Genomic DNA, 14,698 nt, shown 5'->3' on the forward strand with positions numbered 1-14,698 from the left:
TGGGTTCAGAACGTCGTGAGACAGTTCGGTCCCTATCCGGCGTGGGCGTAGGACATTTGAGAGGAGCTGTCCTTAGTACGAGAGGACCGGGATGGACGGACCGCTGGTGTACCTGTTGTACTGCCAAGTGCATGGCAGGGTAGCCAAGTCCGGAAGGGATAAACGCTGAAGGCATCTAAGCGTGAAGCCCCCCTCAAGATGAGATGTCCCATCCGAAAGGAGTAAGACCCCTTGAAGACAACGAGGTAGATAGGGCAGAGGTGGAAGTGCAGCAATGTATGGAGCTGACTGCTACTAATCGGTCGAGGGCTTGACCTAAGAGTGACGAAAGCGGCGAGGGAAGTCTGGAACAGCCGGGAATGCCTGCATTCCTGGATGAGGAAGACGGACCGAAGTCATTTGCGGAGCAAAGGACACGAAATAGACCAAAGGTCTATGAGTGACCGCTTCGGAACGGACGGAGCCAAAAGTCACCAAGCGGCGAAGTTGGATAAACAGTTTTACATGTGTGGTTTTGAAGGTACAGACCTTATTAACCTCAGTTAGGGAACTAACTGGGGTTTTCTTTTTGCTTTATAGGAAATTCCGATATTGGATAAGGGGAAAAAGAGGCCCTGCTGATTGAACGTATGTTAAATCAACAGGGGAATAGACATGATAATAGGACGATGGTCGGGTTAGAAGATGTAAAAACCTTCTTCTCCAAACAAATCGTCAAAAGGATCGTCCTCATTAAGAAAATAATCCATATCCAGAAGGTCATCCTCACTCATATGGCGGATGTCCTCGGGCGTCATTCCTTCCGGTGGATTTTCTATGTATTTTTTGCGCAGTTCCTCGATATCTGGTTTCATGGTAATATCCTCCTTTGAGGGGATTATATCATAACCGTACTATGCAGAGGAACGCTTTCCACGAGATTTGGACATGACTTTCTCGTACATTTCTTCGAGGGATACGCGTTTGTGGTTGTAATAGAGTTCCAGAAACTCCATTTTGTGATTACATTCAGGACAATATAGAGGGTCATAACCAAAAGAGAGAAAAATAGCGGTTCTCCATCGGGTAAAGCTGCGGTATATTTTATGTTTTTCTTTTGAGATAACACGGTGCAGTTTTGAATCAATCTTACGGTGTCTTGCATACAGACCGCCATAGCGGATCATTTTAAAATGTTTTTCCGGGATGTGACGGATGAGACGTTTTATGAAATCCATAACAGGCAAAGTTTCTTCCACATACTGTTCATCTTCGTGGCGGTTATAGTGGAAAGTAACGGTATCTCCGTCATACCGGTCAATCCTGGAAGTGGCAATTACTGGTCTGCCAAGATAGCGGCCGATGTATTTAGCCACTACTTTGGGATCGCAGAGATTTGGTTTTGCATAGACGTAGAAGCCCAGTTTATGCTGGGCGTAACATTTCGCTTTTACGTTTTTGAAAGAAGGACCAATCCTATCTTCCAGTTTATTGAGAAGAGCAGTACGGAAAGCGTTACGGAGATAGTTGTAGTTAAAGTGTTTTACATGACGCCAGAATCCGTCATCACTGTAGCCGCCTTTGGAAAGGATACAGTGGATGTGGGGATTCCATTTGAGGTCGCGGCCAAAAGTGTGAAGGACCAAGATATAGCCGGGCGTAAAATTTTTGGCATGGTTCAGGTTGAAAAACATCCGAGATATTACACTGGAGACGGAATGGAAGAGGCAGTTCAGAAGAGACCGGTCCTGAAGGAAGAAGTCGCGTAGGTTTTCATCAATGGTAAAAACGCAATGGCGGTGTTGGACACTGACGAGTTTGAAAGACATACTGGTGGTGCGTTCCATAGCGTATTTGTTGCCACAAGAAGGGCAAAAACGGCTGTGACAGCGAAAAGGAACGAATTTGAAGTTCCCACAATGCGGACAACTGTATATGGCACCACCAAAAGAAGGATTACCACAGTCTAACATCTTATCGATATTTTCCATTTCAGTTTGTCTGGGATGAAGAGTATATTTAATTTCTTCATAATGGTCTGTAAAGATTCTTTGTAAGATATTCATAAGACTATTATGCAGGAGAAAGTAACAAAAAGAAACCCCTAACCCCTCATGATTGAGGGGCAGGGGAGTTGAATAGGCGGAGCCTATTTTTTACAATACAGTTTTATAATGAAGCCTTAATTAAAAACTACAGGACATAAGAACAAGTATTTTCTTAAGTTTATGATGTTGGGCTTAGCCGGTGGTCTTGACTATATGCAAATCTTTATAATAAGATTTACAATATACAAAGAAATAGTCAACAGGCAGGATTCAGAGCCTTTATGCTAAATTTTTCTATGGAAAGAAATCAGAGTGCGGAACTGAAGCCTGTGTATAAGTTTTCTTTTTAGAGGAAGCAATGTTATGTACGATGCAAATACTTTGAAGATACTCTTTCGGTTCAGTCAGATCCCGGTTACTGTCTATACGCTGAAATGGAGATATGTGGAAAGATTTACCAGATTTTTTCAAGAACCGGAACCTTTTGAGAAGGATAAGCTGGAGAAGGTGAAAGAGGGTCTTACCGGAAAAAAATTTTTCTTTCTTTCCTATGATCCACAGGTCCCTGTTGCCCTGTTCGGTTGCAGGGGAGAAGAGGAGTACTATATCCTGGGACCTTTTTCCTATGGCAGAACAGATTCTTTTGAGTGCAGAAATTTTATACGGAATTATAAGATCAGGGAATGTCCCAAATGCCAGCTGGAAGATATTTTTGCTTTTGTCTCTTATTTAACTGGAGAGGAATTTCACGAAAAACGTAGAAAAGATATTCTGGGGGAACTTCTCTCCGATAAGGATGAGGGAGAAAATCAGGAGCTGGTTATCAGAGAAGAACTGCGGCAGATAGATTCTTTTCAGAAAAACCATACCTATATGGACGAGCAGCTTTTATATGATCATATTAAAGAAGGGGATGCAGAATACCTGGAAAAACAGGATTTTTATGAAGCTCCTTCCCATCCCATTATTATAGACGATCTTAAGAAAAATGAGGAATATATGACAGTGATCAGTATTTCCCTGGCCGCAAGGGCGGCTATAGAAGGAGGACTAAGCTCCGCAGAAGGTTTTATTAACAATGATATCTATCTGAAAAAGCTTTCACAGTGCAGGACAGTTTTTGAGATGGACCGGCTGCGGCGGGAAAGTCAGATTTATTTTGCCCGACTGGTGGCAGATCATAAGAAAAAAAGCACCGTGAATTTCCATGTGGAAGAAGTGAAGAAAAATATCATTTCCAAAAGATTTGCGAAAATATCCATACAGGAAATTGCGGATGATCTGGGGATTTCAAAAGAATATATGCAGAAATTATTCAAAAAATATGAGAAGATCTCTATTACAGAATACATTTCTGATATTAAGATCGAGGCGGCGTGTAATATGCTCCGGTATTCAGACAGGCAAATACAGGAAATCGCAGAATATCTTCATTACGGAAGTGTGAGTCACTTCAGTACAGCTTTTCGAAAGAAAATGCATCAGTCACCCAAAGAATACCGGGATCAGAACAGGAAGACGGTCTTCTGATTCCACGAAAGGCAGAATAAAGGGATATTTCCATTATCTGTAGACCCCACAATAAAGTATGTAGGAGAAAGAATGTTTATAGTGGAGAATAAGCTGGAGATTCAGTTTTTGGCTTGTGTCCTGCGGAAAAAGAGTTTGGTGAATATACCAGATAAAATATTATAGATATGACAGAAACTTGGATAAGAGGATGAAAAAAAATAATAAAAGGTATTGACAATTGTTTAAAATACCTTTATTATTTATAACATAATATAACGTTATATAATAATATATATCAAATTGTTACATGTTTTGATGGAGGAACAGGTATGAGACAGGAGCACATTAATCAGATTAACAAAGCAGTGTCAGCAGTGGCTACTAAAGAATGTATTAGTCATTTTTATTTTGTTGCCTGCGGAGGTTCACAGGCATTTATGATGCCGGCACAATATATTTTTGACAGGGAAATTTCTATTCCGGCAAGTATCTATACGTCAAATGAGTTTGTACATGGTATGCCAAAAGCGTTAGGCCCACAGTCTGTGGTTATCACATGTTCACATTCAGGGAATACACCGGAAACAGTAAAAGCAACAGAAGTGGCTAGAGAAAAAGGGGCAACAACAATTGCACTGTCACATTTGGAAGATTCGCCATTGTGGAAAGCAGCGGAATATCCTATTCATTATGATTGGGGAAAAGATGCTGATGCAAGTGATTTAAATAAGGCAGTATTATATTCTTTGATTTTCAGAATATTAAATGCAGTATCACCTTGTGAAAAATATGAAAAGGGTATTTCTTCCGTAGAGCATATTCATGAGGTATTGGAAAAGGCTAAAGTACAGTATGCAGATACTGTTAAAGAATGGGGCAAAAAATATAAGAGGGAAAGTCTGATTTATACAATGGGCAGCGGTGCCTGCTATGGAGAAACATACTCTTTTGCTATTTGTCTTTTAATGGAAATGCAGTGGATTCATTCAAGCTGTATTCATTCAGGAGAATATTTCCATGGACCGTTTGAGGTTACCGATTATGATGTGCCATTTATTATTGTAAAAGGATTAGGAGCAACAAGATCATTGGATGAAAGGGCATACAATTTCTGTAAGAAGTTCTGCGATTCAATTATGTTGGTAGATTGTGAAACATTTGATATGACAGGAATTGCTGAAGAAGTAAGAGAGTATTTTGCTCCTTTAGTTGCAGGAGCAGTTCTTCGCTCTCTTGCAGATGTTTTTGCTTATGAAAGAGGACATGATTTAGGCGTCCGTCGGTATATGTGGAAAATGGACTATTGATGAATTCTTTAAAAGTAGATATTAATTACAAATTATAGTAAGGTACGACGGAGTTCCTGCAATAAGAAAGCCGGGATTCCGTCGTTTTTAAAAATACAATGATCTCTCGGAATCCTGAGTGATCATAATCAGTTGACACTGGCGATGAACTTTGAAAAGTAAATATTATCTAAAAAGTGAAAAATAGACATGGCCGTCGCTATATTCGAAAAAAAGCGATATAATGATCCGTAAGGATCATGCCGCTTTCTAATTGAAAGTCTATTTTCTCACGTTTATGGGAACATTCTGCCGATGTCCGGGCATTGAATTCCTTTTTCCATTCCTGAGAGTCACGGGGCGGGAAGTTAATCAGTCTTGGATTATCTTTCATAGCCAGATGAACCGTCATGGCGCATTTTCCTGCCTGCTTTGCAGACGGGAACGCCATCTTCCCCGATGGTGAAATTATCTTTGTATTTTACTTTGATGCCTCATTTCACGTTCAGGTCAATAAAAGCTCGAATGTGATTTTCGCGGCAATAAAGATAATACGGCATTGCATGATGGGCAGAATCCAGGATCCACTTGCAGACATGAAGATCCGGAAGGAAAGCTCTCATTCGGAACTAGGTTTCCAGAAATCCATGAGAATCATGTTTTGAAGCAGGATTCAACAGAGGGAAAACAGGAAGGTCACTTTCCGAGTTAGCGGCAACAAGCATACATAGGTCGTAGCCAAAATAAAAGCGGTCTCTGGAAGAATCCCAGCCAATATCGCAGTCAGTCTGGGAAAAGAAACGGTCACAGGAACAATCCATGATTCCTTTTTCCGAACAGTCACAGACCGAGTGCTTTTGTTCCCTGGCGGAAGTGACAACAGGTGTCCCGTCGCCGGCGATGGAAAGATCAGAAGAATCAATCAGACCTTTGGCTATTGACTGATTCGGGAATTCCCGATGATAGATCTTAAACAGGGAAACATAGGGTTATTCATCTAACACAAAAGATGTGGATTCCAACTACTCTAGTCACTGATCAACGGAAACCCTTTCGATGGATTCCGCTTTGGCACCTTGACGGACTGGTTTTTGGATCGTTTTTTCTTTACAGGACGCAAATGGAAAGAAAGATTAGGATACTCGGAATCCCAGAACCGACTGAGAAAATCGTAAAAGGTACCTACACCGGGAGTATTCCCAAATTCAAAACCGCTGAGGATAGCATAAAGAGGATTAATCTTCAGCTGGGCAGCCCAGTCAGTTAGGGAGAGGACTTTGAAATCAATAGACAGCAGATAGGAGCGCTGCATGCAGGAAGGAGTCCTTGGTTTTGGAGCAAAGACAGAGTATTTCGGACGCAGAAGTTCATCTGTATAAGAAAGATCAAAATTCCAGAAACGTTCAATGATATCCCAGGTAGCCCGTGAAAAGGCATCTGGATCCAGATAATATTTACGGAGATTTGTAACAACAAAGTTCTGATAGGCGGCATGTCCGTCGGGATTAACAGGTAACATAAAAAATCGCCATCCAGTCGAAAGAAATAAAAAATATTCAATCGGCTTCGCCGCAAATTTTGAGCGATTTTTCAAGCGTTTTTTGACAAAAAATGTGGGACTTTAATAAAAAGAGAATCTGAAAGCCTTATAAAATCAGGGCTGAAGATTCCGAGAGCTCATTACAGAATAGGGAGGGAAAACATGAAATCAAAAAAAGTTATGGGATTGACAATAGCTGCAATCATGATAGCTTCATTAGCAGCCTGTGGAGGCTCTTCTGATTCAGGCAAAGGAGTGGAGGATAGTATTGATGATGATAAAATTGTAATTAATTTTTTTCATCGCTGGCCAAATGATCCTAAAAATTCTATGTTCAATGAATTGATTGAAAAATATATGGATGAGAATCCTAATGTTACTATTAAAATGGATTGTATTCTTAATGATCAGTATAAAGAAAAGATTAGAATGGTTGTTAGTACAGACGAGGTCCCTGATATTTTTTCATCATGGTCAGGAACATTTGCAGAGGAGATGATACAATCAGGAAATGTTGCAGAGTTAAATGATATGTATGAGTCAGATACTGAATGGTCGTCCCAGATCTCACAGGCTAGCATCGACGGATTTACCTTTGACGATAAAATTTATGGTGTGCCATGGTCTCAGGATGGCAAAGTATTCTTCTATAATAAAGAAATTTTCGAGGAAAACGCTTTGGAGATTCCCACAACCTGGACTGAATTTATAGATGTACTTGATAAGCTGCAGGATGCAGGTTATGAAACACCAGTGGTGGAAGGCCTTTCTGACAGTTGGGCTATTCTTCATTATTTAGGAACGATGAATCAGAGGATGATTGATCCGGATACTCTTGCAGAAGATTATAATGCTGATACGGGAGAATTTACAGACCCAGGATATGTAGAGGTATTGGAAAAATGGCAACAGCTTACAGAATATATGGGAGATGTGTGTTCTGCAATTGATCACGAAACTGCCAGAAATACATATTTTGCGACTGGAGAAGCTCCAATTATGTATCTGCAATTTGCAGAAATTCCTTTATTGGAAGAATCCCTGCCGGATGGATTTGAATATGGATTTTTTAACTTCCCTGCTTTTGAAGAGGGAAAAGGAGATATAAATGCATTAACAGGAGCGCCAGAAGGATTTATGATTAGTAATAAAACAAAATATCCTGAAGAATGCCAGAAATTTCTGAAATGGCTTGTAAGTAAACAAGGTGGAGAAGCACTTACTACCCAGTGCGGTGATCTTTCAAGTGTAGAAGGAGCTGTAGATGAGACTAACGGACTGCCGGCCCAGATAGAGGCTATGGATATTATTAAATCTGCTTCCCAGTTATCTCCATGGCTTGATAACGCTTGTGATGCTTCTGTTTATACTGTATATGGACAAGGAGCGCAGGCTATCGCTACCGGGGACGAAACACCAGGAAATGTCATGAAACAGGTACAGGAGGCAGCAGCTTCTTTGCACTGATTTAACTGTATACATAGCACTAGACGGAAATAATTTTCCGCCTGGAAAAGATAGGATGAGGTAAATTGAATAGAAAAAGAAATTTGCAAGCATTTTGCTTTGTAATACCTGCGGTTCTTATTTTAGGAATTTTTGTTTATTTTCCGTTAGTAAATAACATTATTTATAGCTTTCAATCATTTTCTTTGTCCTCTATCATAAAAGAGTGGGTGGGATTAGAGAACTATAAAGCTTTACTTTCCGATAAAACAATTTGGATCTGTATAAAAAATAACATTCTATATGCTATAATATCCATTATCATTCAGGTGGGATTCGGATTAGTTCTGGCTGCTGTTTTAGAGGATATAGCATTTAGAAAGTTTGCTCCCTTCTTGAGGAGTATATATTTCATACCGACCGTAATATCGCTGACAGTCATCTGTTTATTATTTGAATTCGTATATAATCCTCAAATGGGACTGCTTAACAGTTTTCTTAATGCAATAGGGCTGGATAATCTTTCACAGGTATGGCTGGGGAATAAGAAAACAGCTATGTTGTCTATCATAGCAGTATCCCAGTGGCAGAGTATAGGATATGTGACGATGCTGTTCATTGTAGCCATTCAGAAAATTCCGAAAGATTTGTATGAAGCAGCAGAAGTTGATGGCGCAGGAAAAATCAAAAGGTTTTTTTATATCACAGTTCCTCAGGTAAGACAGATGTTTTTTGTAACAATGATGCTGACAGTAGTAGGGGCATTTACAGTATTTAATGAGCCTTATATTTTGACTGGCGGAGGTCCTGGCACTGCAACAATGGTATTGTCTTTATATATGTATCAAACAGGATTTGTTAAAAATAATATGGGGTATGCATCTACTATTGCTATGCTTATTTTTGTGATTACAGCTGTTTTGTCTTCTGTACAGTTTCTTACATATGGAACGGAAAAGGAGGAACGCTGATGAAAACTAAAGCTGGAAAAAAGCGCAGAATAATTGGATTTGGAGAAATAATATGGATGATTATTCTTATTATTCTGGCGATTTTAATAGTATATCCGCTTTTTTGGATTCTAATATCTTCATTTAAGGATTATCAGGGAATTTACGGAGATGTGTGGGGCTTACCTAAAGAATGGCTGTTTCAGAATTATGTAGAGGCGTGGAACAAGGGAATCTCACAATATTTTGTGAATAGCCTGATTGTTACCATTGCTACGGTTATTGGCGTAGTTCTGATTTCTTCTTTTGCTGCTTTTGGAGCATGCCAATTAAAAGGAAAAATCGGTGCAATAATATTTTTATTTTGTATGTGTGGGTTATTGCTTTCACCGCAAGTATGTCTGTTGCCATTATTTATGTTATTAAAGACATTAGGTCTGAAAAATACATATTGGGCAATGATCCTTCCCTATATTGCATTCCGTCTGCCATTGTCTATTATGCTTATCCGTTCATTTTTCGTTGGAATATCCAAGGAGTTGGAAGAAGCGGCAACTATTGACGGAGCGTCTTTATTTAAGATATACAGAAATATTTATCTTCCATTGTCAAAACCAATCATCTCTACAGTGATTATTATGACTGCATATTATGCATGGAATGAATTTGTATTTGCTACGATATTTATTGATGATTCAAGTCTTAGAACAATACCAATAGGTTTGATGACCTTTCGTGATGGATTGATGACAGAATGGGGTGTTGTTTTAGCTGGAATGGTAATTGCATGTCTGCCGATTATGATTTTATTTTTATTAATGCAAAAGAATTTTATTCGAGGCATGGCAGCAGGTTCAGTGAAAGGATAAAAAATGAAGTTAATTGCAATTGGTGATAATGTTACAGACTGCTATATAGATGAAGGGGTTTATTTCCCCGGAGGAAATGCAGTAAATGTAGCGGTAAACTGTAAAAAAAATGGTGTGGAAAATGTAAACTATATAGGAGTATTCGGCAATGACGAACGTGCGGACTATATTAAAGAATGTCTTAAGGAAGAAGGAGTTACAATATATAGGGCCAGAAAGGTTTACGCACCTACGGCGCAACCGAAGGTTTGTCTGATAAATGGTGACAGGGTATTTAAGGCAGGAATTCGAGATACCTGTCAACATCTGTTCTCAATCAAAATTGTAGAAGAAGATATGGAGTTGATCCGAGAATATGATATCTGTCATACCAGTTGTTTTTCCAATTTGGAATATGAATTGCCTAGGATTGCAGAAATCTGCGATGTTTCATTTGATTTTTCGGAGCATATGGAAGATGCATATTTAAAGAGAACCTGTCCTTATCTTTCCTATGCATTCTTTTCAGGATCAAAATTAACTGATGAAGAATGCATTCGGTTTATAAAATATGTATTTAGCCTTGGAACAAAAATTGTAGGAATTACCAGAGGAATTCTTCCAGCTATTTTTTATGATGGAAATGACATTTATTATCAAGATGTAAAGAAAGTTGAAGCTGTTGATACCATGGGGGCTGGCGACAGCTTTATCGCAGGCTTTTTAAGCGCATATGGAAATAATTTGCCTATGAAAGAAGCTTTAAATTATGCAGCTGAACAATCGGCTAAAACTTGCATGATAAGAGGCGGATTTGGTCATCCTCATAAATTGTAGAAAATTCAAAGGCTGCTGCAATTCATTGCAGCAGCCTTTGAATTTTCATGCTTTCAACTATATGGGACATGACTACAACAACTTTTTTATTATTAACTAACTAAGACTTCCCACACCAATAAGGTGTGTTGAACCTTGAAAGTTCAATATTTCAGCCAATAAAAAAGGCATAAATACATTCCGTTTGCTATAATGGAATTGTCAGAAACCACTTTCACAAAGGAGATTTATGCCATGTCCATTATAGCACAGAACAACACTAACGAGATAGCTCTACTTGACTGTATCCAGAGATTTTTTTCAAAACACCATATTGGAAAACTACTAACTAAATGCAATGGCACAAAAGAAAAAGGTGTCCCTGCCATTTCTCTTTTGAGGTATAAGCTTGGAAATATCTTCGTAGGGCGAAGCATGTATATGCAGCAGCGCAGTGGATCCTTCAAGGAAGGATTCTCTAAAAATACTTTTTACCGTTTCCTGAATTCCACAAAGACAAACTGGCTTCGTTTCACTTCGCTTCTTGCGGCAGATATCGTCAACAATGATCTGAAGGATCTTACAGATGAAAAGCGCACCAACGTCTTTATTGTAGATGACAGTCTTTTCAACCGGTCCAGCTGTAAAAAGACAGAACTGGGATCCCGTGTTTTTGATCATACAGATATGACCTATAAAAAGGGATACCGTATGCTTACACTCAGTTGGAGTGACGGGAATACCCTGATCCCGGTTAACAGCTGTCTGATTGCATCGTCAAAAGAATCCAATGTCATCGGACCAGTCCATACTTTTGATAAGCGAACCATTGCGGGAAAGCGCAGAAAACTGGCTCAGACCAAAGCACCTGAAGTCATGCTCACGCTTCTTGATACGGCTGCATCTTCCGGATTATCAGCGGATTATGTCCTGTTCGACTGCTGGTTTGCCAACCCGGTACAGATCACAGCCATCAAATTCAGAAATATGGATGTCATTGCCATGATCAAGAAAAGCAGCCGGATCAAGTATGGATACAAGGGTGAACAGCTTAACATCAAGGAAATCTATTCCAGAAACAAGAAGCGCCGCGGCAGATCAAAATATCTGCTTTCCGTTGATATCATGCTCGGGAAAGTGAATCCTTTCCCGGCAAAAATCGTATGTGTGCGAAACAAGGCGAATCGCAAGGACTGGCTTGCGTTCCTCTGCACAGATCCGGATCTTTCTGAAGAAGAGATCATCCGTATTTATGGCAAACGCTGGCAGATTGAAGTATTCTTCAAAACCTGCAAATCCATGCTGAATCTGATTGGGGAATGCCACAGCCTTTCCTATGATGCACTGACTGCACATACAGCAATTGTTTTTACCAGATATATGTTACTTGCTCTGGAGCAGCGTCAAAACGAAGACCAGAGAACACTCGGAGAACTGTTCTTCTTCCTGGTGGATGAAATGGCGGATATTACCTTTTCAAGATCTCTTTGCATTCTGATGGATGCTTTCATGGCAAGTCTTCAGGAAATATTAAAGCTCAGTGAGAACCAACTGGCAGCATTTACTGCTGATTTTGAGGCTCGTCTGCCTGAATATCTCAGGCGTGCGCTTCATCCTGTGGCTATAGCAGCATAAATCTCTATTTTGTTAGCTGAAATATTGAATTTTCAAGGTGCGAAGCCCATTTAAGGTATGGGAAGTCTTAGTTATTAATTGTTGAAAATTGATTTTAATAATAGCAAATGAGGAAATATATGATACAATTAGATTATCATCTGCACTGTTTAAATTCTCCGGATAGTAAGGAATCTTTGGAAGCAATCTGCCAGGCAGCTATTCAAAAAGATCTGAAAGAAATTATGGTCACAGACCATTATGAAATGTTTACGGATGATTACGGAAGGAATCCTTACCGATCGGACTATCTGGACCAATGTTTTGATACTGTTTTAAAATGCAGAGAAAAATATAGGGATCAACTATATGTCGGCTTCGGAATCGAACTGGGTCAATTGCATCTGCAACCTGATGCTGCAGCAAGAATTGTGAAGGAATATCCTTTTGATTATGTGATTGCTTCACTTCATAAATTGGATGACTTAGATTTAAAATACTATGATTATTCAAGGACAGATGTACGAGATCTTTGCCGCAGATATCTGAACGGCTTAAATGAAATTGCAGAAATTGGGGATTTTGACTGTATAGGCCACATGGATTTAATTAAGAGATATGCGGCTGAACAGGGATATCAGATTAGAATAGAGGACGAGGAAGAGACTGTACGAAAAATATTGAGAACGCTAGTTGAAAGAAAAAAGGGATTAGAAGTTAATACATCCGGAATACGACAAAAAGTGGGAGAATGTTTTCCGTCTGAAATAATTTTAAAGTGGTATGTTGAAGAAGGTGGGAAATTTGCTACAGTAGGATCTGATGCTCATTGCGGAAGAAATGTCGGAGAAGGGCTTACAGAAGCAGATAAATTACTAAATAAAGTTGGATTTCTACATGTGGATAGATTTCGTTCCCGAGTAAGAATTTAACAGATTAGGAGATGAAGTATGCTGGATCAGAATATATCTACACCGTTGTATGAACAGCTAAAGGTAGCACTTAAAGAAGACATACGCAATAAAATTTACAAACCGGGAGATAGAATGCCCAGTGAAATTGAACTGGAAAAACAGTACAGTGTGAGTCGTATCACGGTTCGGAGAGCCATTAAAGAATTATGCGAAGAAAACATTTTAATACGAAAACAGGGGAAAGGGACTTTTGTACTTGATAAAGACAATTATAGACGAATTGACAGTACAGTAGGTGGATTCCATGAAGCATTGGAAGCAGAGGGAAAAAAGGTTACTGTAGATATAATTGAGAAAAAAATTATTAAGGTCAATGCATCCTACGCCAGAGATTTGCAAATTAAATTAACGGATGATGTGGTTTATTTGAAAAGAATAATGTATGCAGATGAGAAGCCTATTATGATAGATACCTGCTATATACCATTAAATAGATTTCCGGGAGTATACGATAAGCTTGTGGGGAATGTGGCGGTATTCAGTATGCTAGAAAATGAATATGGAGTACATCTAGAACGATATTATAAGGTACTGAAGGTGAGGTTGGCAACAGAAGAAATGAGTCTTTTTTTGCATTGCAAAAAAGGAGATCCGATGTTTGATTTGTTTAAAATTACTTATGACAGTAAGGGAATGCCACAATCCATTTCCATATCTATATTAAAGGGTGAAGATACCTATTATGTAATTACAAACAGTGAGGGAGACGAGGTTAATCAAAACGGATTGAGCTGGCGTATTTAAGATAATAAACAGATGCTTTCAGCCAGAACTCGAAGGGTATTTTTCTGAAAGCCGTGGGGATAATTAGGAAATAGAGAATTAAGGGAAAATATATTATGATAAAAGACATGACAGAGAACCCCATTATCCTTCAACTTATTAAATTTACCATTCCTTTAATCCAGGGTACTCTGTTTTGGCTTACCTATAATGCTTCGGACTCTGGATATCTTGTTTATCAGCGTAATGTGTATGGGGCGGTATCATGATCAGTATCTATTATGTGGGGGTATCCTAAAGTCTGCGTTCTATTCTGTATTAAAGAAGTAAGAAATTCTGTAGCAAAAACAAGAACATTCCCATTACAGTTTATACATCTGAGTGGAAAAGCTGGATCGATTTACCAGCTTATATAAAGAGCCAGATACTTTTAAGAGGAAAATGATGCAGACACTGAAGGAAAATATGGCGGAGAAAAAAATTTATTTTGTGGCTTATGACGCCCATGTGCCGATTGCTTTGTGTGGCTGTCGGGGAGAAGAGGAATATTTCATTCTGGGCCCCTTTTCTTATGGGCTGGCAAATACCTTTGAGTGCAGAAATTGTTCAAAAAATATGAAGGAATCTCCATTACCGAATATATTTTGGATATTAAGATTGAGGCGGCATGTAATATGCTCCGGTATTCAGACAGACAAATACAGGAAATTGCAGAATACCTTCATTATGGAAGTATAAGTCATTTCAGCACAGCTTTCCGAAAGAAAATGCACCAGTCACCTAAAGAATACCGGGATCAGAACAGGAAGACGGTCTTCTGATTTCCAAAGGGATGGAAGAGGAGAGGGGGCGATTTTCCCAGGTTGGAGGCGTAAAATCTTACCTGTTAGAAAATATATACTGAAAATTAAAAGAAATATCCAAAATCTTAAAAGCTTTTTCTCGAGAAAACAAATAAAATA

The 14,698-nt window shown here is 39.0% G+C and carries 15 protein-coding genes and 1 rRNA gene; 11 read left to right on the forward strand and 5 right to left on the reverse strand.

From position 1 onward, the window contains the following. Positions 1 to 318, forward strand: a 23S ribosomal RNA gene (locus B5G33_RS16145); the annotation flags it as partial. 359 nt (positions 319 to 677) lie between these two features. Here the strand turns inward: B5G33_RS16145 and B5G33_RS21755 are convergent. Beyond that, positions 678 to 854 carry a hypothetical protein gene (locus B5G33_RS21755; protein ID WP_204247418.1) on the reverse strand — a complete coding sequence of 59 codons (177 nt, stop codon included), beginning with the start codon at positions 852 to 854 and terminating at the stop codon, positions 678 to 680. A 39-nt stretch (positions 855 to 893) separates the two neighbouring features. Next, on the reverse strand, positions 894 to 2,045 hold the full coding sequence (locus B5G33_RS16150) for an IS91 family transposase (RefSeq protein WP_087418370.1): 1,152 nt from the start codon (positions 2,043 to 2,045) through the stop codon (positions 894 to 896). A gap of 345 nt (positions 2,046 to 2,390) precedes the next feature. On the opposite strand from B5G33_RS16150, the gene B5G33_RS16155 reads away from it, so the two are divergent. Then, entirely contained in the window at positions 2,391 to 3,557 is a 1,167-nt protein-coding gene (locus B5G33_RS16155; RefSeq protein WP_087418371.1) for an AraC family transcriptional regulator, read from the forward strand. 311 nt (positions 3,558 to 3,868) lie between these two features. Beyond that, positions 3,869 to 4,846 (forward strand): SIS domain-containing protein, encoded by a 978-nt coding sequence (locus B5G33_RS16160; protein WP_087418372.1) that lies wholly within the window; start codon positions 3,869 to 3,871, stop codon positions 4,844 to 4,846. A 199-nt stretch (positions 4,847 to 5,045) separates the two neighbouring features. On the opposite strand, the gene B5G33_RS16165 is transcribed toward B5G33_RS16160, so the two are convergent. The 3 genes from B5G33_RS16165 to B5G33_RS22035 form a co-directional block, all read right to left on the reverse strand. Then, positions 5,046 to 5,276, reverse strand: a complete 231-nt coding sequence (locus B5G33_RS16165; RefSeq protein WP_143276546.1) for a hypothetical protein — start codon at positions 5,274 to 5,276, stop codon at positions 5,046 to 5,048. A 178-nt stretch (positions 5,277 to 5,454) separates the two neighbouring features. Then, on the reverse strand, positions 5,455 to 5,646 hold the full coding sequence (locus tag B5G33_RS16170; RefSeq protein ID WP_087418374.1) for a hypothetical protein: 192 nt from the start codon (positions 5,644 to 5,646) through the stop codon (positions 5,455 to 5,457). A gap of 206 nt (positions 5,647 to 5,852) precedes the next feature. Further along, a complete protein-coding gene (locus B5G33_RS22035) occupies positions 5,853 to 6,344 on the reverse strand; it encodes a hypothetical protein (RefSeq protein WP_242974734.1) in 492 nt (163 codons plus the stop codon). 183 nt (positions 6,345 to 6,527) lie between these two features. Here B5G33_RS22035 and B5G33_RS16180 point away from each other — a divergent pair, with 183 nt between their 5' ends. The 8 genes from B5G33_RS16180 (at position 6,528) to B5G33_RS22775 (ending at position 14,557) form a co-directional block, all read left to right on the forward strand. Then, a complete protein-coding gene (locus B5G33_RS16180) occupies positions 6,528 to 7,832 on the forward strand; it encodes an ABC transporter substrate-binding protein (RefSeq protein ID WP_087418375.1) in 1,305 nt (434 codons plus the stop codon). A 65-nt stretch (positions 7,833 to 7,897) separates the two neighbouring features. Continuing rightward, entirely contained in the window at positions 7,898 to 8,782 is an 885-nt protein-coding gene (locus tag B5G33_RS16185; protein WP_087418376.1) for a carbohydrate ABC transporter permease, read from the forward strand. Further along, complete coding sequence (locus tag B5G33_RS16190) at positions 8,782 to 9,630, forward strand: carbohydrate ABC transporter permease (protein ID WP_087418377.1); 849 nt, start codon at positions 8,782 to 8,784, stop codon at positions 9,628 to 9,630. Before B5G33_RS16185 ends, B5G33_RS16190 begins: the two co-directional genes overlap by 1 nt. Positions 9,631 to 9,633: 3 nt before the next feature. Then, the gene (locus B5G33_RS16195; protein ID WP_087418378.1) at positions 9,634 to 10,446 is read left to right on the forward strand and encodes a PfkB family carbohydrate kinase; all 813 of its coding nucleotides are present in this window, start codon (positions 9,634 to 9,636) and stop codon (positions 10,444 to 10,446) included. Positions 10,447 to 10,680: 234 nt separating this feature from the next. Further along, positions 10,681 to 12,060, forward strand: coding sequence for an IS4 family transposase (locus tag B5G33_RS16200; protein ID WP_087418379.1), 1,380 nt, complete (start codon positions 10,681 to 10,683; stop codon positions 12,058 to 12,060). A 119-nt stretch (positions 12,061 to 12,179) separates the two neighbouring features. After that, positions 12,180 to 12,971, forward strand: a complete 792-nt coding sequence (locus tag B5G33_RS16205) for a histidinol-phosphatase HisJ family protein (RefSeq protein ID WP_158229638.1) — start codon at positions 12,180 to 12,182, stop codon at positions 12,969 to 12,971. 18 nt (positions 12,972 to 12,989) lie between these two features. After that, a complete protein-coding gene (locus B5G33_RS16210; protein ID WP_087418381.1) occupies positions 12,990 to 13,757 on the forward strand; it encodes a GntR family transcriptional regulator in 768 nt (255 codons plus the stop codon). A 572-nt stretch (positions 13,758 to 14,329) separates the two neighbouring features. Then, a complete protein-coding gene (locus B5G33_RS22775) occupies positions 14,330 to 14,557 on the forward strand; it encodes a helix-turn-helix transcriptional regulator (RefSeq protein WP_087418382.1) in 228 nt (75 codons plus the stop codon). The last annotated feature ends 141 nt before the right edge of the window (positions 14,558 to 14,698 follow it).

It is taken from the genome of Blautia sp. An81, assembly GCF_002161285.1.
Classification (GTDB): domain Bacteria; phylum Bacillota; class Clostridia; order Lachnospirales; family Lachnospiraceae; genus Blautia; species Blautia ornithocaccae.

Excerpts from the sequence above, each read along its gene's own strand:
- B5G33_RS21755 (WP_204247418.1), bottom strand. The coding sequence starts at position 854 with ATGAAACCAGATATCGAGGAACTGCGCAAAAAATACATAGAAAATCCA.
- B5G33_RS16150 (WP_087418370.1), bottom strand. The coding sequence starts at position 2,045 with ATGAATATCTTACAAAGAATCTTTACAGACCATTATGAAGAAATTAAA.
- B5G33_RS16155 (WP_087418371.1), top strand. The coding sequence starts at position 2,391 with ATGTACGATGCAAATACTTTGAAGATACTCTTTCGGTTCAGTCAGATC.
- B5G33_RS16160 (WP_087418372.1), top strand. The coding sequence starts at position 3,869 with ATGAGACAGGAGCACATTAATCAGATTAACAAAGCAGTGTCAGCAGTG.
- B5G33_RS16165 (WP_143276546.1), bottom strand. The coding sequence starts at position 5,276 with ATGGCGTTCCCGTCTGCAAAGCAGGCAGGAAAATGCGCCATGACGGTT.
- B5G33_RS16170 (WP_087418374.1), bottom strand. The coding sequence starts at position 5,646 with ATGGATTGTTCCTGTGACCGTTTCTTTTCCCAGACTGACTGCGATATT.
- B5G33_RS22035 (WP_242974734.1), bottom strand. The coding sequence starts at position 6,344 with ATGTTACCTGTTAATCCCGACGGACATGCCGCCTATCAGAACTTTGTT.
- B5G33_RS16180 (WP_087418375.1), top strand. The coding sequence starts at position 6,528 with ATGAAATCAAAAAAAGTTATGGGATTGACAATAGCTGCAATCATGATA.
- B5G33_RS16190 (WP_087418377.1), top strand. The coding sequence starts at position 8,782 with ATGAAAACTAAAGCTGGAAAAAAGCGCAGAATAATTGGATTTGGAGAA.
- B5G33_RS16195 (WP_087418378.1), top strand. The coding sequence starts at position 9,634 with ATGAAGTTAATTGCAATTGGTGATAATGTTACAGACTGCTATATAGAT.
- B5G33_RS16200 (WP_087418379.1), top strand. The coding sequence starts at position 10,681 with ATGTCCATTATAGCACAGAACAACACTAACGAGATAGCTCTACTTGAC.
- B5G33_RS16205 (WP_158229638.1), top strand. The coding sequence starts at position 12,180 with ATGATACAATTAGATTATCATCTGCACTGTTTAAATTCTCCGGATAGT.
- B5G33_RS16210 (WP_087418381.1), top strand. The coding sequence starts at position 12,990 with ATGCTGGATCAGAATATATCTACACCGTTGTATGAACAGCTAAAGGTA.